Raw genomic sequence first — 22936 nt, forward strand, 5'->3', positions numbered from 1 at the left:
CACCCTCCCCCGCGGGGAGGGACACTTATGAACGATCCGCTCTCGCCCCAGTCGAACGACTCCCAGAAGCGGCTGCTGGTCGCCCTGCTGCTCTCCTTCGCGGTCACCGCCGGATGGATGTTCCTGTTCCCGCCCCCGCCGGCCGCCCCTGGCGCCGATGACGCGGGTGTGGCGGCCGCAGGCACGCAGGACGCAGGCACGCCGCCCGCACAGGCCGCGCAGCCCCCCACGGGTGAAGACACGCCTCCCATGGGCGGCATCAACCTGCCGCCTCCGCCCGCGAAGGAGGTCGACTCGCACCGCAAGGAGTCCGTGTACCGGTTCTCCTCCGTGGGCGCGGGCCTGACGTCCGCGCAGTTGCAGGGCGTGAAGATGCGCGAGCAGCACTCGCTGACCCTGGCCCAGGGCTACCAGCAGCTGCTCGGCAAGGAGGTGCCCCCCGCGCCGCAGATGAACCTGGCGCAGCCGGTGCCCAACCAGCCGCTGCCCCTGTCCGTCACCATCGAGGGCCAGAGCCCGCTGGGCGCCGGTGTCCCCTACGCCGTCGACGAGAAGACGGGCGGCGACGTGGAGACGCTCACCTTCACCGGCCGCCAGGGCCCGTGGGAGGTGGTGAAGGTGCTGACGTGGCCGAAGGAGGGCTTCGAGCTCACGTACACCGTGCAGGTGAAGAACACGTCCGGTCAGGCGCAGAACGGCGAGCTGCTGGTGCACTACGGCCGCGCCATCGACCCGAACTTCGAGCACGCGCCGTCCTTCTTCGGCGGCGTGGGCAACCTGAGCCGCTCCGCGTGCTGGGTGGATGACAAGCTCCACAACATGAACCCGGGCGACGACGCGCTCGACGTGGAGAAGAGCAAGGGGCAGATCCACTACTTCGGCATCAACCAGCAGTACTTCCTGTCCGCGCTCTATCCGCTGGAGGGCCCGCGCCCCGGCCGCTGCATCCTGGCCGCCACGCCCACCGCGCGTCAGGTCTCCGTGGCCTTCCCGCTGAGCGCCGCCGCGGGTGAGACGGTGACGCTGAAGCTCGGCGGCTACCTGGGCCCCAAGGACCCGGACCTGATGGCCGTGGTGCCCGGGCCGGAGCTGCGCAAGGTGGTGGGCCTGGGTGACGCGGCCTTCCACCCGAAGCTCGAGGACACCGTCGACTTCGGCATCTGGGCCGTCATCTGCAAGATTCTGCTCGGCATCATGAAGTTCTTCCATGGCATCACCGGCAACTGGGGCGTGGCCATCATCCTGCTCACCGTCGTGGTGAAGCTGGTGCTGCTGCCGCTCACCTACCGCTCCATGGTCAGCATGGAAGAGGTGAAGAAGCTCCAGCCGCGCATGGACGAGATTCGCAAGAAGTTCGCGGACAACCGCGAGCAGCAGAACCTCGAAATCATGAAGCTGTACCAGGAGGCGAAGGTGAACCCGCTCGGCGGCTGCCTCCCGCTGGTCATCCAGATGCCGGTGTGGATCGCGCTCTTCACGGCGCTGCGCAACAGCTTCGACCTGTATGGCGAGCCCTTCTTCGGCCCCATCTGGAGGGACCTGACCTACAAGGACCCCACGTACCTGCTGCCCCTGGCGCTGGGCGTGTCGATGATCATCACGCAGAAGATGCAGCCGCAGATGATGGATGCGACCCAGGCGAAGATCATGACCTGGTTCGTGCCCGGCATCTTCACGCTGACGCTGCTGCAGTACCCGGCCGGTCTGTCGCTCTACATCTTCACCAACAACATCTTCTCCATCGCCCAGCAGTACGGGTTGAGGAAGTGGTTGGACCGCAACAAGCCGAAGGCCGGGGGTGGTACGCCGGTGGTCGCGACAGCGGGAGGAAAGCGCAAGTGAGCGAGCAGCCGGTTTCCCAGCAGGCTCCCGTCGCCGGGGGCGCGGATTTGCGCCCCCGCGTGGAGAAGCTCCTCGGTGACATCCTGGGCCTGATGGGCTTCCCGGCCCGCCTGGACATGCAGGACGCGGCGGACGGCAGCCTGTCCGTCGCGCTGCACTTCGAAGCGGGGCCTCCGCCCGGCGTCGAGCAGGGCCGTCGCAGCCAGGTCCTGGATTCGCTCCAGTTCCTGCTCAACAAGATGCTGCACCGCCCGGGCGTCGACCGGCGCTGGGTGGTGCTGGGCTGTGGCGCGCACCCGGAGCCCCGTCAGCGTCGCGAGCCGCAGCAGCCGCAGGCCGCCGCGGAGAAGGTCCCCGCGCAGGCCGCGGCTCCGGCGCCCAAGGCGCAGGCGGCGCAGCCTCCCCCTCCCGCGAAGCAGCAGGCGCAGCGTGGGGCGGCTTCTCAGGCTCCCGCGCAGCGTGGGGCGGCCTCCAAGGCGCAGGCGGATGGGGACGAGCGGACGCTGGCGGTGGAGGAGGATGCCGCGTTGCGAGAGGCGGTCCGCAAGCTCGCGGAGAAGTCCGCCAGCCTGGGGCGTTTCTACGCGCTCGCCGCGATGAAGCAGGAGGACCGCGCGCGGGTGCTGAAGGCGGTAGAAGGAGTGGTGGGGTTGAAGGTCGCGGCCGAGGGTGAGGGCCGCAACCGCCGAGTGGTGTTCACGCCGGAGAAGCCCGCGCCGCTGCCCAAGCGGAGCCTGCTGCCGGACGATGACGAGGACGACTTCGACGAGTGAGGGCGTGCATGGGCAAGGCGAAGGGTCTCAAGGACAAGCTGTACGGCGCGGCGGTGCTGAAGATGAGCTTCCGCCTGCGCGGCGATGAGGAGTCCCCCGCCTTCCGCTTTGTCTACCCGGGCGTGCTGCGGGACTTGGACATCGAGGACGCGGCCGTGGAGAAGTACATCGAGGAGAACCGCGAGGCCGTCGAGAAGGCCGCCCGTGGCTCCACGCCCCCGATGGGGCCTCGGTAGGCCTGGCTCGAGCGCTTCCGGGGATGCGTGTCCCCGGCAGCGTGCCGAACGGCCGCCGTCTTCCGCTGACATGACGTCCGTCTCCCCCACCATCGTCGCCCTCGCCACCGCGCCCACCGCGGGGGCCGTGGGCATCCTCCGGTTGTCGGGTCCCGCCGCGTTGGAGGTGGGGCGTCGGCTGGCGCCGGGCATCCCCGCGGAGCCGACGCCGCGTCACGCGTACCTCGCGGCCTTCGTGGATGCGCAAGGGCGGCCGCTGGATGAAGGGCTCTTCCTGTACTTCCGCGCGCCGGCCTCGTTCACGGGCGAGGACGTGGTGGAGCTGCAGGCGCATGGGAGCCCGCGTCTGTTGCAGCTCTTGCTGGCGCGTGCGCTGGAGGACGGGCTCGCGCGGCTGGCGACGCCGGGGGAGTTCACCCGGCGGGCGTTCCTGAACGGGCGCATCGACCTGACGCGCGCGGAGGCGGTGGCGGACCTGGTGGCCGCGGACTCGGAGTCCGCCGTGCGCGCCGCCGCGGCCGGGCTGTCGGGGGCGCTGAGTGAGCGGGTGCGCGCGTTGGAGGAGCCGCTGCGCGCGCTGCACGCGGACCTGGAGGGCGTGCTCAACTTTCCGGATGAGGCCGAGGGCGCGGACGAGGACGCGGAGGCGCGAGTCCAGGCGCTGCGTGCACAGGCGGAGTCGCTGCTCGCGGAGGCGGGACACGGTCGACTGGTGCGGCGAGGCGCGCGCGTGGCGCTGTTCGGGCCGGTCAACGCGGGCAAGTCCACGCTGTTCAACCGGCTGGTGGGTGAGGCGCGCGCGCTCGTGGACGACGAGCCCGGAACGACGCGCGATGCGCTGGAGGCCCGTGTCGAGTGGAGCGGCCTGGGCGTGACGTTGTTCGACACGGCGGGCCTGCGCGAGACGCCGGGCCGCGTGGAGGCGCTGGGCATCGCGCGCACGCGGGAGCTGCTCTCGGGCGTGGACCTGGCGGTGCTCGTGCTGCCGCCGGGGACGTCCGAGGTGGACGCGGAGCGCTGGCTCGCGGAGGCGGGTGCCACGCCCGTGCTGCGCATCGATGGCAAGTGCGATGTCGAGGCGCGGTCCTCGGAGATGGCCGAGGTGCGCGGCGTGGATGCGCGCTCGGGAGTTTCGAAGATGACGCCTCCGCACCCGGGTGTCAGCGCCATCCCGGCCTCTGTGGACACCGTGCCGTCCGAGTCGTTGTCGACTCCGCGAGCTCCCTCCATGAGCTCATCGGCCTCCCCGTTCGAAGCGGACACGCCCCCAGGCACCCCACCCCGCCTCCGCGTCAGCGGACTCACGGGCGAGGGCGTGGACACCCTGCGTGAGGCACTGCTCTCACGCCTGTGGGGCGGCGGGACTCCCTCGGCGGTCGCCCTGGTGTCCGAGCGTCACGCCGATGCCCTGCGTCGCGCCTCCGAGGCGTTGTCCCGCGCGGAATCCGCGTCGCGACTGTCCACCCTGGAGGTCGTCTCCGGCGAGGTGGCCCTGTCCCTGGAAGCCCTCGGCGAAGTGTCCGGAACCTCCGCTTCCGAGGCGCTCATCGACGCAATCTTCCAGCGGTTCTGCATCGGAAAGTGACGCGCCGCCGCACGGCCCAGGCCGTGTCAGACCCCTCCCTAGAATGCCGCCCTCAACCGCCGCACTTTCGGAGGCGCTGTGACGGAAGGCATCATCCACCTGGCGAACCACTCCATGCTCCAGGCCCTGCCCGCGGGCTGGGTCGGAGAGATACTGGACGAGGAGCTCGTGGCTTCTCCCAGGCTGACGCCCGCTCAAACCCGCGCCGCCTTCATGCTGGGCGTGGAGCTGGGTGAGCAACTCGACCGGCGCCGCGGTGGCAGCGGACGCTGGTGCTTCCTTCGCGCCCCCGAGCTGCGCCTGGGCCACGACGTGCTCGTGCCCGATGTGGCGGGGTGGCGCCGCGACCGGGTGTCCTCACCCCTCGACCCGGACGTGCCCTTCCTCACGCTGGCGCCCGACTGGGTCTGCGAGGTGCTCGCCCCGTCCACCGTCGCCCTGGACCGCACGCGCAAGCTGCCCCTCTACGCGCGCCAGGGCGTCTCCCACGTCTGGCTGGTGGACCCGGCCGCGCGCACGCTGGAGACCTACCAGCGCGTCAAGCGAGGCTGGCTCCTCACCGGCTGCTACGACTCGGACGCGCTCGTGCGCGCCGAGCCCTTCACCTCCGCCCCCGTGGAGCTCGAGTCGCTGTGGCTCCCCGAGTCCTCCCTGGGCAACGTCTCCGCGATGCTCTCCGTGGTGCCGTGAGGTCCGCGCGCCTCAGCTGGCGCGCCTGAGAAACGTGGTGTCGACGGGCGCATGGGCCAGTCGACGCACCGTCCTGAGCAGCAGTTCCGCGTCCACCGGAGCCGCCACGAAGCCCCGCGCTCCCACCGCCTGCGCCCGGGGAAGGTCCACCTCGGGCGTCTTGCCCGCGGCCACCACCTGCGCGCCCACCCGCCGGCCCAGCGCCTCCAGCGAAGGCAGCGGCGCCACCACCACCTGCGTCTGGCTCGACGCCAGCAGCTCCTCGGTGCTCGCCACCCGCGCGGTGAAGCCCGCATCGGTCAGCACCCGCACCAGCCCCGACGCCGCCTGCGCGCCCCAGCCGTACACCAGCACCTGCGCCAGCGCCTGGGCGGGAGCCGCCGTCACCGTGGGCAGCTTCGTCTGGGAGGGCGTGCGGGGCCGAGGCACCGCAGCGATGACGGGCCGCGCCGTCTCCTCCTCCAGCGAGGACAACAGCGGCAGCTCACCCTCGGCGGCCACCACGGGCGGCGCCATGTTCGTCAGCTCCGCCATGCTGCCGCTGAGCACCATGGGCATCTGCTCGTCCGCCTCCGGCAGGGAGAACCCCTCCATGCCAGGACGACGGGGCGCAACCTCCGTCTCACCCCGGTACATCCGGCCGATGGCGCGGCGGATGGACGCGTCCGTGGCCAGCTTCGCCACCACCCGCGTCCGCCCCGTCACGCTCTTCACCGCGTCCACCGACGCCAGGCTCGCCGGCGCGGCGATGGCCACCACCAGCGTGTCCCGAGGAGCGTGTCCCTCCAGCCGCAGCGGCACCACGCGGTGCGTCTCCGCCACCCGCTCCGGAATCAGGCGCGCCAGGGCCGCCTCGGGGGGCTGCGCGTCCAGGTCCACCGTCTGCATCCCCACCTGCTCCGCCAGCGCCTCCAACACCTGCTGCGCCGTGCAGAAGCGCTGGTCCACCACCACCTGTCCCAGCGGAACGCCCCACTTGCGCTGATACGCCAACGCGGAGTGGAGCTGCAGCGCATCCATCATCCCGCGCTCGAGCAGGATGTCCCCCAGTCGCTTCTTCATGATGCCTTGCTCCTCAGGCCCCCCACGGCGGCCCCCTGCCCCTGGGAACGCATGCGTCCCGGAAACTTGAGTGTTCTCTACGCCCGCACCACCCGCGCGGCTTCCTCCGCCGCGACAGATGGTTCCACGTCCGCGACATCTGCAAGGAAGGGGCCCGATGCCCCCACCCGCCATGCCGCGTCGTCATGTCTCGATTTGAAACGGAGCACGTCCACGAAAGGTCTGTCGTGGAGCAGAGAAACACACGAGGCGGGAAGGACCCACGCACCTCGGGAAGCCAGGCGTCCGGACATCACGCCCGCGCGTCCAGAGGGCACGCGCGGACATGACGCCGGAGTGTCGCGGACGACTACCAGCGCGTCTGCGGAATCGGCGCGTGGAGCGAGCCACGCTCCGGTGCGAAGACACCCATGCGCACGCCCACCTCGTGCACCACGCGCGTGGCCTCCACCCACGGCGCCCACGGCGTCGCGAGTGACGTGGTGGCGGAGGCCTCGTCATCGCTGTTGTCGCCCGTCTCTCCCAGCATGGAGGACAGCACCTCCGCGGGGCTCTTCTTGCGCGGGTACTCCTCGACCCGGACCTTGGCGTCGGCGGGGAGCTTCGCGGCCTCACGCGCCAGCTCCAGCGCCTTGGGGTAGCCGCCGAGCGCGTCCACCAGGCCGTTCTCCAGCGCGTCCTCACCCGTCCACACGCGGCCCTTGGCCAGGCCCTGCAGCTTCTCCACCGGCATCTTCCGGGCGCTCGCCGCGCGCGTGGTGAAGTCCGTGTAGATGCGGTCCAGCTCCGCGTCCACGCGCGCCTGCTGCTCCGGCGTGTAGTCGGCGTCCGAGCTGTCCAGCGTGGCGTTCTTCCCGAAGGCCACCGTGTCGAAGTTGACGCCGAGCTTCTCCCAGAAGCCGTGGGTGACGAACTTGCCGGTGTACACGCCGATGCTGCCCGTCAGCGTGCCGGGCTGGGCGACAATCTTGTCCGCGTCCATGGCGAAGTAGTAGCCGCCGCTGGCCGCGTACGTGCCCATGGTGGCGATGACGGGCTTGCCCGCCTCGCGAGCGCGCTGCACCTCGCGGCGCACGGTGTCGCTGGCCACGTAGCTGCCGCCGGGGCTGTCCACGCGGAAGATGATGGCCTTCACCTGCGAGTCCTGCGCCGCCTTGCGCAGCGCCGCCGCCACGCTGTCACCGCCGAGCGCCTGCTCACCGAAGGGGCTGGAGTCGCTCTGGCCCCGCGAGATGGTGCCCACGCCGTACACGAGCGCGATGGTGTCGCCCGTGGTGTTCGGCCGGCCCGCGCGGTCCAGGTACTTCTTCACATACAACAGCTCCGCGCCGTCACCCGCCGCGGCCTTCTGCGCGGCGTAGACCTCGTCGCGGTAGAGCAGCCCGTTGAGCAGCTTGCCGTCCACCGCCTCCGGCGCGAGCAGCGGCGCCCGGTCGATGAGCGCGCGCACCTCGTCCTCCTTCAGCCCGCGCCCCTCGGCGATGCCGCGCACCATCTGCCCGTAGAGGCTGCCCGCGAAGCGCTCCGTGGCCAGCAGGTGCTCGGGCGTGTAGCCCTGCTCGGTGTAGCTGTTGACCGCGTTCTTGAACTCGTAGCGCTTGTCGAAGCGCGGCGTGACGCCCAGCTTCGCCAGCGCGTCGCGCGCGAAGGGCGTCTCGAACGCGAGGCCGATGACGTTCACGCTGCCGGACGGCTGCATGTAGATTTCATCGAACGCCGACGCGAAGTAGTACGCGCCCGTCGCGTTGCCCTCCTCGCCGAACGAGTCCGTGTAGGCGACGGCCTTCTTGCCCTTGGCCCGGAACGCCTTCACCGCGTCCCGCAGCTCCTGCGTCGTCGCGGGGCTGCCGGGGCTGGTGCCCACGCGCACCACCAGCGACTTCACCCGCGAGTCCTCGCCCGCCTTCTCCAGCGCGTCCACCACGTCGCGCACGGTGAGCGGGTCCTCGCCGAAGGCCCCGGCCAGCGAGTCCGCGGAGCTGCTCTCCGCGAGCGGCTTCGACAGGTCCAGCTCCAACACGAGGTTGGACGGCACGCTGGGACGGCTCGACGACGCGAGCACCACCAGGGCCACCAGGCCCACCACGAAGAGGACGGACATCGCGCCGATGACGGCCAGCGCGCCGATGAGAAAGCGTTTCATCCGAAGGAAGCTCCTGGTCCGCGCATGGGACTCGAATCCAGCAGCGGTCCTTACTACTTAACGGACCAGCGCGCCGGTGCTTGCACTCCGCCCCGTGTTCCCCCACCGTCCGAGTGACATTCCAAAGGCTGGAGAGCGGACTTACGCCCGGGTCGCAGGGCCCTCGTCGGGCGGCGCGGCGCTCGTCCCCACCCAAAGCGTTCCCGGGGGCGAGCATCCCTCCTCTCCAGGAGGGCGCCGAGGTGACAGGCTGGCCGGCCTGGGGACAGACCGCCATCCAAAGCGGGCCGGGGCCCGCACGACTGTGCAGCGGACAGGAGGAGTGTATGCGGACGCGGAGGCTGGGGTCATCCGACCTGGACATCACCCCGCTGGGCCTGGGGGCCTGGGTCATCGGAGGCAGCGGTTGGCAGTACACCTGGGGTTCGCAGGATGACGCGGAGTCCATCGAGGCCATCCGGCATGCGCTGGACTCGGGCATCAACTGGATAGACACCGCGGCGTTGTATGGCCTGGGGCACTCGGAGGAGGTGGTGGCGCGAGCGCTCGAGGGCCGACAGCCACGGCCGTATGTCTTCACCAAGTGCGGCATGGTCTGGGACGCGCAGGGGCGCATCTCCAAGGTGCTCGAGGCGGACTCGGTGCGCCGTGAATGCGAGGCCTCGCTGCGCCGGTTGAGGGTCGACGCCATCGACCTGTACCAGATTCACTGGCCGGTGGAGTCGCTGGACGTCATCGAAGAGGTCTGGACGGCGATGGAGGCCCTCAAGCGCGAGGGGAAGATTCGCTGGGCTGGCGTGAGCAACTTCAACACCGCGCAATTGGAGCGCGCGGGGAGCATCGCGCCTCCGACAGCCCTCCAGCCGCCCTACTCGCTCATCCGCCGCGACATCGAGCAGGACATCCTGCCCTTCTGCGAGCGACATGGCATCGGCGTCATCGTCTATTCGCCCATGGCCTCCGGTCTGCTCACGGGCTCGATGACGCACGCGCGCGTGGCGGGCTTCTCCGAGGATGACTGGCGCCGTAGAAACGCGAGCTTCCAGGAGCCGGAGCTCACGCGCAACCTGGCGTTGGTGGAGTTCCTGCGCGAGGTGGGGCAGCGACACGGACGCTCGCCCGCGGAGGTGGCCATCGCGTGGACGCTGCGGAACCCCGTCGTCACGGGCGCCATCGTCGGCGCGCGCAGCGCCGCGCAGGTGGATGGCTTCATCCAGGCCGGGGAGTTCCGCCTCACCGCCGACGAGGTGCGCGAGGTGGAGGACTTCCTCCGGAGACAGCGCGCGTCCTAGGACTCGGGGGCGCGCGCGTCGAGCTCCACCTCGACGGGCGGACGGATGCCGAAGGGGTGGAGGTGGCAGTTGGACACGTTGAGGAAGCGCGTGGGCACCTCGGGCAGGGACTGCTCGCCTGGGGCCTCGTGGATGTGGCCGTAGACGTGCAGGCGCGGGTGGACCTGCTTCACGCGGGCGAGCAGGTCCTCGCAGCCCACGTGCGCGCCGAGGAACGTGCGGTCCCCGAGGCCCTTGGGCGGGCCATGGGTGACGAGTACATCGAGCCCCTCGGGGATGCGGTCCCAGTGCGTGCGGATGTCGGCGCCGCGCTCGCGGTTGAAGGCCATGCCGCCGAAGCGGGGCGTCACCGGTGAGCCCCAGACGCGCAGGCCTCGGACGAGCACCTCCTCGTCGTCGAGGTAGTGCACCCCGGCCTCTTGGGCGAGCCTGCGCGTCAGCTGCGGCGCTCTCTCGCAGATGAAGTCATGGTTGCCGGCGACGAACACCTTCTCGCGCGCGGGGCAACGGGAGAACCAGCCGAGGAAGGACTCCAACTCCTCCTGCTTGCCTCGGCGGGAGAAGTCACCCGCGTGGATGAGCACGTCGCACACGGGGACCTCGAGCTCCTCGTGCCGTCGATGCGTATCGGAGATGAGCACCAGCTTCATGCGTCGCCCCTTGCGGACCTGGGCGCGACGCTACACCGACGCGAGGGGAACCGCGTGGAGTTCCCCTCACGGTGTCATCGCGGGGTCAGTTCTTGAGCAGCTTCGTCAGGATGCTCTCGTGCGCCTGCAGGCGCTTCTCGGTGGTGTCCTGCTCCACGGAGAGTCGGGCCACCTTCTCGTTGACGTGGAACAACCCCCGGCGCATCTCCGAGGCGTTGATGCCCATGGTCGCGGCGAGCTTCGCGAGCGTCTCCACGGATTCCTCGAAGCCCGCGCGCACCACCCGGAGGTCCCGGGAGAAGAGGTCCACGCGCTCGTTCATCTCCTCGTAGAGGCGGTCCGAGCGTTGGAGCTTGACTTCGATGGCCTGGTACCCGGTCTCCATGATGCCGAGTCGGGAGTCGATGGCATCGATGCGCTTGTCCATGGCGTCGAGCCTTCTGTCGATGCCCTCCAGTCTTGCATGCACGGCCTCCATCTTCCGCTCCAGGGAGAGGACCTTCACCTCCAAGGCCTCCACCTTCTGCTTGAGCAGAATCACGTCTTGTTTCAGCTCATGGACGTCGAGGCGGATCTCCTTGACGTCCTGCTTCAGCCCGCCGACTTCGCCCTTCAACCCCGAGACGTCGCCCTTCAGCCCGCTGACTTCCTGTCGCGTCTCCGCGATGGCCACGTGATGCTCGTGGACCATCTCCCGCAGCTCGCCGTACTCCCGCTGAGCCGCCTGGATTGACTGCCTGAAGTCCGCGTGACTCCGGTCCAGCGCGTCCAGGTTCACCCGCGTCCTGTCCATGTGCTGCGACAGCTTCGCGATGGCCGCGAGCGACTCCTCGTGCGCCTTGCGCAGGCGCTCCTTCAGCTCCTCCATCTCCCGTTGGAACATCGGCCCCAATCCCCCACCGTCATTGCGCGCCATCTCGACGTCCTCCTTCGAGCGACCCCATGTCGCTTTTCAGGTGGAAGGCACCCTAGCAAACCGACCTGACATGGAGGCAAGGCAGAGGACAACCCTTGGGGTTGTCACCGGAAAACACGACGAACCCGCTTCGAACCCACGGAGCGCGCCTCGCATGAGCCCCCTCGCCTGTCACACCGAGGACGCCTTCCTGGAGGAAGTGCTGGCTTCCGGGATGGCGGATGGGGTGTGCCGGGTTAGAAGCGCCGTGCACTTCCTGAAGACCCGCGAGGACCGCATGAAGCGTCGTACCCCGCTTTCCCTGCTGGCGCCCCTGATGCTGGTGGCCAGCCAGCCCGTCTGGGCCCAAGCCCCTGCCCCCTCTCCTTCCGCCGCCAAGGCCCCCGCCCCCGCCGCGAAGGCCGCCGCCCCCGCCACCAAGGCCAGCTCGCTCTCCCCCGTGACGAGCGTGGAGGGCATCACCGAGTACCGCCTGCCCAACGGCCTGCGCGTGCTGCTCTTCCCCGACCCGACCAAGCCCAACGTCACCGTGAACGTGACGTACTTCGTGGGCAGCAAGCACGAGGGCTACGGCGAGACGGGCATGGCGCACCTGCTCGAGCACCTGTTGTTCAAGGGCACGCCCACCACGAAGAACGTGCCCCAGGCGCTCACCGAGCGCGGCGCCCGTCCCAACGGCACCACGTGGCTGGACCGCACCAACTACTTCGAGACCCTGCCCGCCACCGACGAGAACCTCCAGTGGGCGCTCTCGTTCGAAGCCGACCGCATGGTCAACAGCTTCATCGCGAAGAAGGACCTCGACAGCGAGATGACGGTGGTCCGCAACGAGTTCGAGTCCGGTGAGAACGACCCGGGCAGCATCCTCCAGGAGCGCGTGCTCAGCGCCGCGTACATCTGGCACAGCTACGGCAAGTCGACCATCGGCGCGCGCTCCGATTTGGAGAACGTCCCCATCGACCGGCTCCAGGCGTTCTACCGGAAGTACTACCGCCCGGATAACGCGATGCTCGTCGTCGCCGGCCGCTTCGAGGCGTCCAAGGCGCTGGGCTACATCCAGGACACCTTCGGCAAGCTGAAGAAGCCCGACGAGCCCGTGCCCGCCACGTACACCGCCGAGCCCACCCAGGACGGCGAGCGCGAGGTGACGCTGCGCCGCGTGGGTGACAACCCGATGCTCGCCAGCGTGTACCACGTGCCCGAGGGCGCCCACCCCGACTTCGCCGCCATCGACGTGCTGACGCTGGCCATGGGGCACAACCCCTCGGGCCGCCTCTACAAGTCGCTGGTGGAGGGCAAGAAGGTCGCGACGGTGTCCGCGTACAACCTGCAGTTCCGCGACCCGGGCGTCATCGGCTTCAGCGCGGAGCTGCGCGAAGGCCAGCCGCTGGGCCCCGCGCGCGAGGCGCTCATCAAGAACGTGGAGGAGGCCGCCCGCAAGCCCTTCACCGAGGAGGAGGTCACTCGCGCGAAGACGACGCTGCTGAAAATCATGGAGCTGACGCTCAACAACTCCGAGCGCGCCGCCATCGGCCTGTCCGAGTGGGCCGCCACCGGCGACTGGCGCCTGATGTTCCTGCACCGCGACCGCATCGAAGCGGTGAAGCCCGAGGACGTCACCCGCGTGGCCACCGCCTACCTCAAGTCCTCCAACCGGACGATGGGCTCGTTCGTGCCGACGGCGAAGCCGGACCGCTCGGAGATGCCGCCGGCGGTGGACCTGGCGAAGGTGCTGGAGGGCTACAAGGGCCGCGCCGCCGTGACGCAGGGCGAGGCGTTCGACCCCTCCCCCGCCAACGTGGAGGCGCGCGTGCAGCGCGGTGAGCTGCCGGGCGGCATGAAGTACGCGCTGCTCTCCAAGAAGACGCGCGGCGAGATGGTGAACGCGTCGCTGTCCTTCCACTGGGGCACCGAGGCTGGCCTGCGCGGCAAGGCGGACGCGGCGGCGTACACGGGCCGCATGCTGATGCGCGGCACGAAGAAGCGCACGCGCTCGCAGCTGCAGGATGAACTCGACAAGCTCAAGGCGCGCGTGAGCGTGGACGGTGGGCTGTCCGGGGCTTCCGCCAACATCGAGTGCCCGCGCGCCAGCCTCCCCAAGGTGCTGGAGCTGGTGGCGGAGGTGCTGCGCCAGCCCGCGTTCGACGCGAAGGAGTTCGCGCTGCTCAAGCAGGAGCGGCTGGCGGGCCTGGAGGCCCAGCGCAGCGAGCCGGAGACGCAGGGCAGCATCGCCTTCTGGCGCACGCTGTCGGGCCACTACCCGAAGGGCCACCCGTACTACGTGCCCACGCTCGACGAGCGCATCGCGGGCGCGAAGAGCACCACGCTCGAGCAGGCGCGCGCCTTCCACAAGCAGTTCTACGGCGGCGCCAACGCGGAGCTGTCCGTCGTCGGAGACTTCGAGCCGAAGGAGCTGACGGGGGTCGCGGGCAAGCTCTTCGGCGACTGGAAGAGCCCTTCGCCGTACCAGCGCGTGCCGGAGGTGTTCAACGACGTGGGCGCCAAGGCCCTGGTGGTGGAGACGCCGGACAAGGCGAACGCGTACTACTACGCGGGACAAGCGCTGCAGCTGCGCGACCAGGACGAGGACTGGCCCGCGCTGATGCTCGGCAACTTCGTGCTGGGCGGCGGCTTCCTCAACTCGCGGCTGGCCACGCGCATCCGTCAGAAGGACGGCCTGTCCTACGGCGTCAACAGCAGCCTGAACCCGGGTGACATCGACGCGGTGGGCACGTTCATCACGTACGCCATCTACGCGCCGGAGAACGCGTCGCGGCTGGAGCTGGCCATGCGCGAAGAGGTGACCAGCGCGCTGCAGAAGGGCTACTCCGCCGAGGAGCTCGAGAAGGCCCGCTCGGGGCTGCTCGAGTACCGTCAGGCGGGACGCGCGCAGGACGGGAGCCTGGCACGCAGGCTCGCCAGCTACCTGTACCTGGGCCGCACGCTCGCGTTCGACGCGGAGCTGGAGCAGAAGCTCGCGAAGCTCAAGCCGGACGACGTGCGCCAGGCCATGGCGCGACACGTGGACTGGGCGAAGGTCACCCAGGTGAAGGCCGGCGACTTCGTCGGCGCGGAGAAGAAGGCCAAGGCGCCGGTCGCGCCGTGATGCCCTGACGACGCGTTCTCTCGCGTCATCCGCCCCGAGGTGCCCGCTGTGGCGCCTCGGGGCTTTTTCATGTCCGCGTGGCGTCAATCCGGAGCAGCGGCGTCGCTGACGCTCAAGTCGAAGAACCCTCTCGTTCTTAGTCCTCTTGGAGGATGTCGTTGCAGAGGCCCACGCATTCGTCGCAGATGTACGCGTGGGCGGCGGCGATGAGCTTCCTCACTTCGCGCTGGGGCTTCTCGCAGAACGTGCACTGCAAGTTGACGTGGTTGCCTGGCCCCCCGATGGAATTGGCAATCGAGAGGATCCAAGGCGCGCACCAGTCCGACAGCGACTTCTTCTCATCCTCGGGGTGGAGTGGACCGGCGCGACTCCACACGTGGGTATCGACCCGGGTCTTCGTCACGAGAGCAAAGCTCCCATGAGGAGCGGACCCACGGGCGGTCCACACACCACGTTAGCCTTTTCATGTGAGGCTTTCTCGCGGGTGGCCCCGTCCGGTGCGGGCTACGGGCTCACGCCGCCACGGTGGGCTCCGGCTTCGCCGCCCCCGAGCGGTGCCGCAGGAACGCGCACAGCCACGCGAGCGTCGCCGCCGCGGCCAACACCCCACCCATGGGCCTCGCGGTGCCGTCATCGAGCGCGCTCACCGCCCACGACGCCGTGGCCGCCGCGGCGAACTGCAGCGCGCCCAGGAGCGCGGACGCGAGCCCCGCGTGCGCGGCATGCCGCTCCAGCGCGATGGCCACCGAGTTGGGCCCCACCAACCCAATCGTCGGCACGAAGAGGAACAGTGCCGCCGCCAGTCCCCACAGGCCCCCTGCCCCGCTCCATGTCACGGCGAAGACGACCAGCGCCGTCAGCCAGCACCACGTCAATGCCAGACGCAGCATCCGATGCAGCGGGATGACCCCGAGCAGCTTGCGATTGAGCTGCGCCATGGCCACCAGTCCCACCGCGTTGGCGCCGAAGAACCAACCGAAGTCCTGCTCCGGCACGCCATGCAGCGTGATGAACACGAAGGGTGACCCGGCGATGTATGCGAACATCCCCGCGTACGCGAAGCCGCCCGCGAGCGCAGGGCCGACGAAGTCCGCGTCCTTCAGCAGCGCCCCCAACTGCGAGCGCACGCTGCGCGGCCCCGAGTGCGCGGGCGCCGTCTCCGGCAACACCCGCACCGTGGCCACCAACGCCACCGCGCCGATTCCCGCCAGCAACACGAAGATGGCGCGCCAGCTCGTGTACTGGAGCACGAGCCCTCCCAACAGCGGCGCGAGCACCGGCGCCACGCCCACCACCAACATCAACCGGGACATCGTCCGCGCCGCGTCCGCGCCGGACCACAGGTCCCGCACCACCGCGCGCGGCGCCACCAAAGCCACCGCTCCACCCAGCGCCTGGAAGAAGCGCATCGCCACCAACGCCGTCGCCGAGGGCGCGAGCGCGCAGCCGAGCGAGCCCAGCACGTACACCGCGAGCCCCACGTACAAGGGCCGCGTGCGTCCGAAGCGGTCAATCAGCGGCCCCGTGAAGAGCTGCCCCAGCGCCAGCCCCGCGAAGCACGATGCGAGCGTGAGCTGGATGACCGAGGCCGACGAGTGCAAATCCTCCGCGATGCGCGGCAGCGCCGGGAGGTACATGTCGATGGACAGCGGCGCGAACGCGGTGAGCGCCCCCAACAGCAGCTCCATCGACAACGTGCCCGAAGGGGGCGACTTCTTCGTGAGCGGGTTCATGCGAACTCGAGCGTGAGGCGCGCCCTCGTGGGGCGTGCGCGTCCATCGGGGCTCCGGGCCTGGGACGGTCGCTCGCGCGCGGCGCGGAAGACGACCTGTCGGAGAGGACCTCGGAGCGGATTCATCGTGAGCGGTGTGGATAGCGGCGCGGACCTCGGCTGACCAGCACTCCCCACCGTCAACGGTGTGTTCCCCACCTGGAACAATCCAGCGGCCCGAGCCTCCCCTCAGGGCCGTCTTCCGAGGGGAGCGCCCGCCTCCCACCTCCACCTCCAGGCCCCCTGCCCTGCGGAGGCCGGCATGTCAGACCCTCCGGTTATTCATATCCCCGTCGCGCACACGGGGGCGCAGGGCCCCTCAAGAGACTCGAGCTCTCCGTAGCGTCCTCACCGCACGGCCAAGGCTCGCCCTCCGTGTGTGCGACACCTGTAGGGGCCATGAACAAGCGAGGGGGCATGGGCCCGCCTCGTGAAGAGGGGGATTCGAGCGACCGCGTGAGGACGCGAGGCGCTCAACCGCAGGACCGGCGAGCCCGAGGAGGCCCGCCCGACATTCTTGGATTCGCCATCCAGGCCGAGGGGGGAAGCCCGTCGTACGGGACTGAACCTCACGGAGGATGGCCGGTGCGCGCGAGGCAGGCAGCTCCTCAACCCCTCCCACTGCCCGCCTCGCGCGCTCCCGTAAACCTTCCCTTTGCTTGCCAAGGGCGTCCGCCGGAGACATACGGACACGCACGGTCGCGGAGCGCCCGGAGCCAGGGTGCTCGGGGTGCCATGACGGAATGCACGGGCCTGGTCAGGCCCGGTGGCCCTCCGGCGACCCTCGTGAGCGATGGGACTCCGGTACGACGTCATCGTGGTGGGCCTGGGCCATGCCGGCAGCGAGGCGGCGCTCGCGTGCGCGCGGCTGGGGCTCTCGACGCTGGCCGTGACGCTGAAGCGCGAGCGCTCCGCGGTGATGAGCTGCAACCCCGCGGTGGGCGGCACCGCCAAGGGTCACCTGGTGCGCGAGCTGGATGCGCTGGGCGGACAGATGGGCCGCGTGGCCGACGTGGCCGGCACGCACTTCAAGATACTCAACGCCTCCAAGGGCCCCGCGGTCCAGGCCACGCGCATCCTCTGCGACCGCGAGCAGTACGCCGCGCTGATGCAGGACGTCCTCTTCCACACGCCGAACCTCACCGTGCGCGAGGGCGAGGTCAGCGCGCTGGTGACGGAGGGTGGTCGGGTGACGGGCGTGCGGATGGGCGACGGCACCGACGTGGCCGCGCCCGCGGTGGTGCTCACCACGGGCACGTTCCTCCAGGCGCTGATGCACGTGGGCGAGAAGAAGGAGGTCGGCGGACGGCTCGGGGACGACGCGGCCAAGGGCCTGTCGGATTCGCTGCGCGCGCTGGGCTTCACGCTGGGCCGCTTCAAGACGGGGACTCCCGCCAGGCTCTCCCGCGCGAGCATCGATTGGGACCGGGTGGAGCCTCAGCCTGGGGACTTCCCGCCGCGCCCGTTCTCCTGGCGCACGCGCGTGGAGCAGGCCGCCGGTGTGCCGTTCCCGCGTCAGCGCGAGGTGACGTGCGGCATGACGCAGACGACGCTCGAGACGCATCGGGTGCTTCGCGACAACCTGCACCGCTCGCCGCTGTACCAGGGGGAGATTGTCGGCCGGGGGCCGCGCTACTGCCCGTCGCTGGAGGACAAGGTGGTGCGCTTCGCGGACCGCCAGCGGCACCAGGTGTTCCTCGAGCCCGAGGGCCCGGACTCCCCACTCGTCTACCCGGCGGGGCTGTCCACCAGCCTGCCCGCGGACGTGCAGCTCGACTTCCTGCGCACCATCCCCGGGCTGGAGAAGGTGGAGGTCGTCCGCTTCGGCTACGCGGTGGAGTACGACTACTCGCCGCCCACGCAGCTGCACCCCACGCTGGAGACCAAGTCCGTCGCGGGCCTGTACTTCGCGGGGCAGCTCAACGGCACCTCCGGCTACGAGGAGGCCGCCTTCCAGGGCCTGTGGGCGGGGCTCAACGCGGCGCTTCAGGTGAAGGGGGAGCCGGCGCTCGTGCTCGGCCGCGACGAGGCGCACGGCGCGGTGCTGGTGGACGACCTGGTGACCAAGGGCGTGGACGAGCCGTTCCGCATGTTCACCAGTCGCTCCGAGCATCGCCTCAAGCTGCGCGAGGGCAACGCGGACCTGCGCCTGGCGCGCCATGGGCACCGCGTGGGGCTGTTGCCGCGCGAGGCACTGGAGCGGGCGGAGGCGCGGCAGCGGGCGGTGACGGAGGAAGTCACGCGGCTCAAGCGCACGGGGCTGGCGGCGCGGCTGAAGCGGCCCGAGGTGACGTACCTGGCGCTGGGGGAGGGGAGGGCGGACTGGCCCTCGGTGGGCGAGGACGTGGCCGAGGAGGTGGAGGTGGAGGTGAAGTACGAGGGCTACATCGCCCAGGCCGCGCGGGCGGCGGCGCGCGAGTCGGAGGCCACGGACCGGTGGCGGATTCCGGAGGGCTTCCGCTTCGGCGAGGTGCGCGGGCTGAGCAAGGAGGCGGCGGAGAAGCTGGCGTCGCACCGGCCCTCGACGGTAGGGCAGGCCCGGAGGATTCCCGGCCTGACGCCCACCGCGGTGTCCCTGCTGCTGGTGGCGCTCAAGCGCGTCTCGGGGCCCTCGGGCGGCGGGGACGGACACCCCCTGGAGTGATCAGGACTGGGGGTGTGGATAACGTGTGGGAAACTTTGGGGATGAAAATCCCCTGAATGATTCCGGGGGGTTGCGACTCCGCCGGCTGTGGAGGGGCTGTGGATAACACGCGGTTCGACGATCTGCTGGCATCCGGTTGCCAGGCGCTGGGCGTGTCGGTGGGGCCGGACGTGGGGCCCCGGTTGCAGCAGCTGATGGCGGAGCTGCTCAAGTGGAACGCCAAGGTGAACCTGACGGCGATTACCGCCCCGGAGGAGGTGCTGGAGAAGCACTTCCTGGACTCGCTGGCGGTGCTGCCGGAGGTGACGGGGGCGGCGTCGCTGCTCGATTTGGGCGCGGGCGCGGGCTTCCCGGGGCTGCCGTTGAAGATTGCGCTGCCGTCGCTCGGCGTGACGCTGGTGGACACGGTGGGCAAGAAGGTCGCGTTCATCAAGGCGGCGGCGGCGAGCCTGCGGTTGCAGGGCGTGCGCGGGCTGCATGCGCGGGCGGAGGGACAGCCGGAGACGGAGGGCATCCCCCGCGCGGAGCTGCTGATTGCCCGAGCGTTCATGGACCTGCCGGACTGGTTGGGATTGGCGCCCGCGTACGTGGCGGAGGGCGGGCGCGTGGTGGCGATGCTCGGCAAGGCGCAGACGGACGCGGAGCTGGCGGCGCGCGCCGAGGAGCGTGAGCTGCGCGTGGTGTCCGCCCGTGCGTACCGGCTGCCGTTCTCCGGCGCCGAGCGTCAGGTCGCGGTGTTCGCGCGGCGGTAGGGCAGGGGAGGACCCTGGGCACCGGGCCGCTCCGGTGCGGTGTGTTCCTCGGTTGCAATCGCCACCCGGTCTCTTCGTGAGGAGAAGGTCCGGGTGGGGGAGCACGGGGAGGCAAGGTGTATCGAGCGGTGGTCGGTATGGTGTTGTTGGTGGGGCTGCCCGCGGCGGCGAAGCCCGCCCCCAGTCCTCTGTGGGGTGAGCTGGTCCCCGGGCCTCATGCCGTCGGGTATCAGGTCCTGTATCGGTTCGACATGAGCCGCACGTGGGAGGTGAGCCGTCCCTACGGCAAGGCCTTCACTCCGGACTCGAGGGGCCGACCGCTGCGAATCAGCGTCTGGTATCCGGCCGCGAGCGCCACGGGTCGACGGCTGCGTTTCGAGGACTACTTCCGGGGCGGCACCGCGCCCAAGGGCTTCGCCGACGTCGAAGCGCTCCTCGTCGAGCGGGAGGGTGGCACGTACCAGCGCAACTTCCGCGAGGCCTACTCGACGCTCGCGGCCACGCCGGTGAATGCGTTCGCCAACGCGCCCGCCGCCACGGGCCGCTTCCCGCTGGTCCTCGCCACGGGAGGACAGGGGGCGATGCTCACGACGAACGCCACGCTGGCGGAGTACCTCGCGAGCCACGGCTACGTCGTCGCCACCGTCTTCACGTTGGGGGTGAGCCGTGATGAGCCGTCATTGGGGCTGAGCCCCGCGGAGGTCTCGGTCACGGTGAGGGACCATGAGTTCGCGTGGTCCGTGGTGCGGGCGTTGCCCAACGTGGACCCCGCGCGTCTGGCGATGGTGGGGCACAGCCTGGGTGGCAGCGCGGCGCTGCTCTTCGCGATGCAGAACGCGAACGTCTCCGCGGTGGTGGGGCTGGACGGCACGTATGGGTTTCCCAACCCGCCCGCCGAGCCGGGAATCCTCTCGGTGACGCAGGGCTATCACCATGCGCCCCGGAAGATGCGGGCCGCGCTCCTCGACCTGCGACGTCAGCAACCGTGGATGGATTTGAGCGCGGTCCGCTCGTATCGACACTCGGAGCGGTACCTGGTGACGCTCACCCAGATGTTCCACACCAGCTTCACGGAGGGCACGCTGCATCAGCGCTTCTCTCCGGAGTTCTCCGCGAACCCCGAGGGGACGACGCCGCGCTCGAGCGGAGAGGGCTTCACCTGGTCCTGCGCGTTCATCGAGGCGTTCCTGGATGCGCAGCTCGGCGTGGATGCGAGTGGACTCCGTCGGATGAAGGAGGCGGTCGCGAGCAACCCGAGGGCGACCCTGGCTCATGAGCCCGCGTTCCCCGCGAGGCCACCGCCCGCCGTCGTTCTCGACGACGTGGCGGCGCGGGGGCTGGACGCGGTCATCGCGACCGTCGAGCAGCTCCGCCGGGAGCTCCCCGAGGAGCCCGTCGTCGAGGAGTCTGTCTTCGTTGCGTTGGGTTACTCGTTGTTGGGACAGGGCAAGGCCGAGCGTTCGGTGGTGGCCTTCCAGCTCGCCGCGCACTTCTCGCCGAAGTCGGCGAACGCCGCGGACAGTCTGGGCGATGGTTATCTGGCGGCGGGTCGGAAGGAGGATGCGTTGAAGGCTTTCGAGTGCGCCATTCAACTGGCTCCAGAGGACCCCGCGCTCAACGCCGAGTCCCGGGCCTCGCTCCTCGCGGAGAGCACCCGGAAGAAGAAGGCGCTGAGTCCCTGAGCGCGGTGGGGGAGGGGAGGGGTTGTGACGGTCCTCCTCCCGAGTCGTGCCGTGGGGCTTCGGACAACGGTCATCGGGTTGCGATGGGGTGGTGGGCCAGGGGCCTCATTCGAGCAACTGTTGTGAGGTGTCAGTGGGCGTCTCCGGAGCGAGGAGGCGCTGCTGAAGACCGTGGGTGTCGACGTTAGGTTCGAGGTGGAGGTGCCCTGGATGAAGCCGCTTCCGACGGACCGCCCCGTGGTGTGGGGCGATGACGAGCCCTCGATTCCTTTCATTGTCGCCGCCGCGGAAATACCGCTCGCGGACTTCGAGCGACGCTGGGGACCTGCGCATCTGCGCGACGAGGATGGAGACGGTTTGGGTCCCACCCGTTATTGGGGATGGTGCGCGGATTGTGGCTTCAAGTTCGTCGTCGAGTTCCTGGAGGTGAAGAACCTCTTCCATGTCATCGCGCGAGAGGACGAACTGGACCACGCGCTCGCGCACCTCGACTGGTGGCGAGGCGAAGTGATGTGGCGGGTGGATGCCGACAAGCCTCGCGCGAAGGATGGCTGGGCGGTGTACCGGCAGGACGACACGGGCAACCGTCATGATGTCTGTGTGATGGGGCAGCGAAGTCATGCGGAGTGCCTGGCGCGCAGGTTGGAGGCACGGGCGCACAAGCAGTGGTACGCGGTGGAGGCGCGCGGAACACCGCCTGTTCCACCGTCGCGCCCGCGTGAGGGTTGGGCCGTGGTCCGACAGGATGAGCACGGCAATCGCGCGGAGGTGGCCGTGTTCTCGAGCGAGCCGCGCGCCCGGGAACTCGCCACCGCGTACGACGCGGAGCCTCGACACAAGCAGGCCTACTTCGTGGAACGTGTGCCTCCGAAGTCCTGAGTCGGAGAGAGGACCTTCAGGGTCGGATGGCGGGTCGGCCGCGCGCGGAGGGGGACGGTCCGTGAGGTGAGCTCGCGGGCCCCGCTTCGGAGGCCCGTGTTGCTCGACTCGATGTGCGCGTCGCGGTGTGACAGGTCTCGGGCCGTGAGGTGCTCCGAGCGCGCGGTGGCTCTCCTGGTCATGCACTGACGATGGGGTGGATTCCTGCCATCGCATTGCCGCGTGAGCACATGGCTGCCGTGGACAACGCCATGCTGGTGGCACGTCGTCGAGCGCGTGGTGGCGCGCATCACCTCGGTCATGCGAGTGGATGCAGTCCTCGACGCGAGGATGGAGTTGGGATGGACATGGGCAAGATGAGGGTGGCGCGTCCGACACGGAGTCTCGCGCCCGTGGTGAGGTTCTATCGGGAGGGACTCGGCTTCGAGCTGCGAGGTGGCTTCGAGGACCACGCGGGCTTCGACGGAGTGATGCTCGGTTGCCCCGGCATGCCCTACCACCTGGAGTTCACGGTGGAGCAAGGTCACGAGGCTCCGCGTGCGCCGTCGAAAGACCACCTGTTGGTCTTCTACGTGCCGGAGCGCGACGAGTGGAAGGCGAGGGTGACACGCATGGTGCAAGCGGGCTTCGAACCCGTGCGCTCACACAACCCTTATTGGGATGTGAATGGGGTGACCTTCGAGGACCCGGATGGGTACCGCGTGGTGCTCTATCAAGGAGAGTGGACGCGGTAGTGCGGTGCATGCGTTGGCGCGGTGATGAGGGGGCCGTGCCATGCGTGGACTTCGATGAGGCACGAGCTGCACGGTGATGCGTACGGCTCGCGCGGAACGAGGGTCACTCGGTGGGCACCGAGGACGTGTTCGTACACGCATCGGTGAGAGCCACGAGAGTTCCGACGACGATTGAAGAC

Annotated in this window: 17 protein-coding genes and 1 pseudogene; 12 read left to right on the plus strand and 6 right to left on the minus strand. The window is 69.8% G+C overall.

Features of this window, described 5'->3' with window-relative positions; all coding sequences use genetic code 11:
* The first annotated feature begins 27 nt into the window (after positions 1–27).
* The 5 genes from yidC to LXT21_RS32140 all read left to right on the plus strand — a co-directional run bounded on the left by yidC (position 28) and on the right by LXT21_RS32140 (position 5126).
* Complete coding sequence (gene yidC / locus LXT21_RS32120; RefSeq protein WP_254042029.1) at positions 28–1842, plus strand: membrane protein insertase YidC; 1815 nt, start codon at positions 28–30, stop codon at positions 1840–1842.
* Positions 1839–2615 carry a hypothetical protein gene (locus tag LXT21_RS32125; protein WP_254042030.1) on the plus strand — a complete coding sequence of 259 codons (777 nt, stop codon included), beginning with the start codon at positions 1839–1841 and terminating at the stop codon, positions 2613–2615. Before yidC ends, LXT21_RS32125 begins: the two co-directional genes overlap by 4 nt.
* An 8-nt stretch (positions 2616–2623) precedes the next feature.
* Positions 2624–2851, plus strand: coding sequence for a hypothetical protein (locus LXT21_RS32130; RefSeq protein WP_015353650.1), 228 nt, complete (start codon positions 2624–2626; stop codon positions 2849–2851).
* 70 nt (positions 2852–2921) lie between these two features.
* A complete protein-coding gene (locus tag LXT21_RS32135; protein WP_254042031.1) occupies positions 2922–4436 on the plus strand; it encodes a tRNA modification GTPase in 1515 nt (504 codons plus the stop codon).
* A gap of 78 nt (positions 4437–4514) precedes the next feature.
* Entirely contained in the window at positions 4515–5126 is a 612-nt protein-coding gene (locus LXT21_RS32140) for a Uma2 family endonuclease (RefSeq protein WP_254042032.1), read from the plus strand.
* A 12-nt stretch (positions 5127–5138) separates the two neighbouring features.
* Here the strand turns inward: LXT21_RS32140 and LXT21_RS32145 are convergent, their stop codons facing one another.
* Together LXT21_RS32145 and sppA are read right to left on the minus strand one after the other, a co-directional pair.
* The gene (locus tag LXT21_RS32145; protein WP_254042033.1) at positions 5139–6188 is read right to left on the minus strand and encodes a GspE/PulE/PilB domain-containing protein; all 1050 of its coding nucleotides are present in this window, start codon (positions 6186–6188) and stop codon (positions 5139–5141) included.
* A gap of 349 nt (positions 6189–6537) precedes the next feature.
* Positions 6538–8331 (minus strand): signal peptide peptidase SppA, encoded by a 1794-nt coding sequence (gene sppA, locus LXT21_RS32150; protein WP_254042034.1) that lies wholly within the window; start codon positions 8329–8331, stop codon positions 6538–6540.
* Positions 8332–8657: 326 nt separating this feature from the next.
* Here sppA and LXT21_RS32155 point away from each other — a divergent pair, with 326 nt between their 5' ends.
* The gene (locus LXT21_RS32155) at positions 8658–9623 is read left to right on the plus strand and encodes an aldo/keto reductase (protein WP_254042035.1); all 966 of its coding nucleotides are present in this window, start codon (positions 8658–8660) and stop codon (positions 9621–9623) included.
* On the opposite strand, the gene LXT21_RS32160 is transcribed toward LXT21_RS32155, so the two are convergent.
* Together LXT21_RS32160 and LXT21_RS32165 are read right to left on the minus strand one after the other, a co-directional pair.
* Positions 9620–10273 carry a metallophosphoesterase family protein gene (locus LXT21_RS32160; protein WP_254042036.1) on the minus strand — a complete coding sequence of 218 codons (654 nt, stop codon included), beginning with the start codon at positions 10271–10273 and terminating at the stop codon, positions 9620–9622. The two genes, LXT21_RS32155 and LXT21_RS32160, sit on opposite strands and share 4 nt — an antisense overlap.
* A gap of 85 nt (positions 10274–10358) precedes the next feature.
* The gene (locus LXT21_RS32165; RefSeq protein WP_254042037.1) at positions 10359–11189 is read right to left on the minus strand and encodes a hypothetical protein; all 831 of its coding nucleotides are present in this window, start codon (positions 11187–11189) and stop codon (positions 10359–10361) included.
* 277 nt (positions 11190–11466) lie between these two features.
* Here LXT21_RS32165 and LXT21_RS32170 point away from each other — a divergent pair, with 277 nt between their 5' ends.
* Positions 11467–14295 (plus strand): M16 family metallopeptidase, encoded by a 2829-nt coding sequence (locus LXT21_RS32170; protein ID WP_254042176.1) that lies wholly within the window; start codon positions 11467–11469, stop codon positions 14293–14295.
* Positions 14296–14434: 139 nt separating this feature from the next.
* Here LXT21_RS32170 and LXT21_RS32175 read toward each other — a convergent pair.
* Both LXT21_RS32175 and LXT21_RS32180 read right to left on the minus strand, forming a co-directional pair.
* Positions 14435–14578, minus strand: a pseudogene (locus tag LXT21_RS32175) (ClpX C4-type zinc finger protein); the annotation flags it as partial.
* A gap of 229 nt (positions 14579–14807) precedes the next feature.
* A complete protein-coding gene (locus LXT21_RS32180) occupies positions 14808–16028 on the minus strand; it encodes a multidrug effflux MFS transporter (RefSeq protein WP_254042038.1) in 1221 nt (406 codons plus the stop codon).
* Positions 16029–16859: 831 nt separating this feature from the next.
* On the opposite strand from LXT21_RS32180, the gene mnmG reads away from it, so the two are divergent.
* From mnmG to LXT21_RS32205, 5 genes are all read left to right on the plus strand, one after another.
* On the plus strand, positions 16860–18710 hold the full coding sequence (mnmG, locus tag LXT21_RS32185) for a tRNA uridine-5-carboxymethylaminomethyl(34) synthesis enzyme MnmG (protein ID WP_254042039.1): 1851 nt from the start codon (positions 16860–16862) through the stop codon (positions 18708–18710).
* A 98-nt stretch (positions 18711–18808) separates the two neighbouring features.
* A complete protein-coding gene (gene rsmG, locus LXT21_RS32190; RefSeq protein WP_254042040.1) occupies positions 18809–19462 on the plus strand; it encodes a 16S rRNA (guanine(527)-N(7))-methyltransferase RsmG in 654 nt (217 codons plus the stop codon).
* Between the two features lie 116 nt (positions 19463–19578).
* The gene (locus LXT21_RS32195) at positions 19579–21144 is read left to right on the plus strand and encodes a poly(ethylene terephthalate) hydrolase family protein (protein WP_254042041.1); all 1566 of its coding nucleotides are present in this window, start codon (positions 19579–19581) and stop codon (positions 21142–21144) included.
* Between the two features lie 210 nt (positions 21145–21354).
* Positions 21355–22023 carry a hypothetical protein gene (locus LXT21_RS32200; RefSeq protein ID WP_254042042.1) on the plus strand — a complete coding sequence of 223 codons (669 nt, stop codon included), beginning with the start codon at positions 21355–21357 and terminating at the stop codon, positions 22021–22023.
* A gap of 347 nt (positions 22024–22370) precedes the next feature.
* Positions 22371–22757, plus strand: a complete 387-nt coding sequence (locus LXT21_RS32205; protein WP_254042043.1) for a VOC family protein — start codon at positions 22371–22373, stop codon at positions 22755–22757.
* Positions 22758–22936: the final 179 nt, after the last annotated feature.

The organism is Myxococcus guangdongensis, from assembly GCF_024198255.1.
GTDB lineage: Bacteria > Myxococcota > Myxococcia > Myxococcales > Myxococcaceae > Myxococcus > Myxococcus guangdongensis.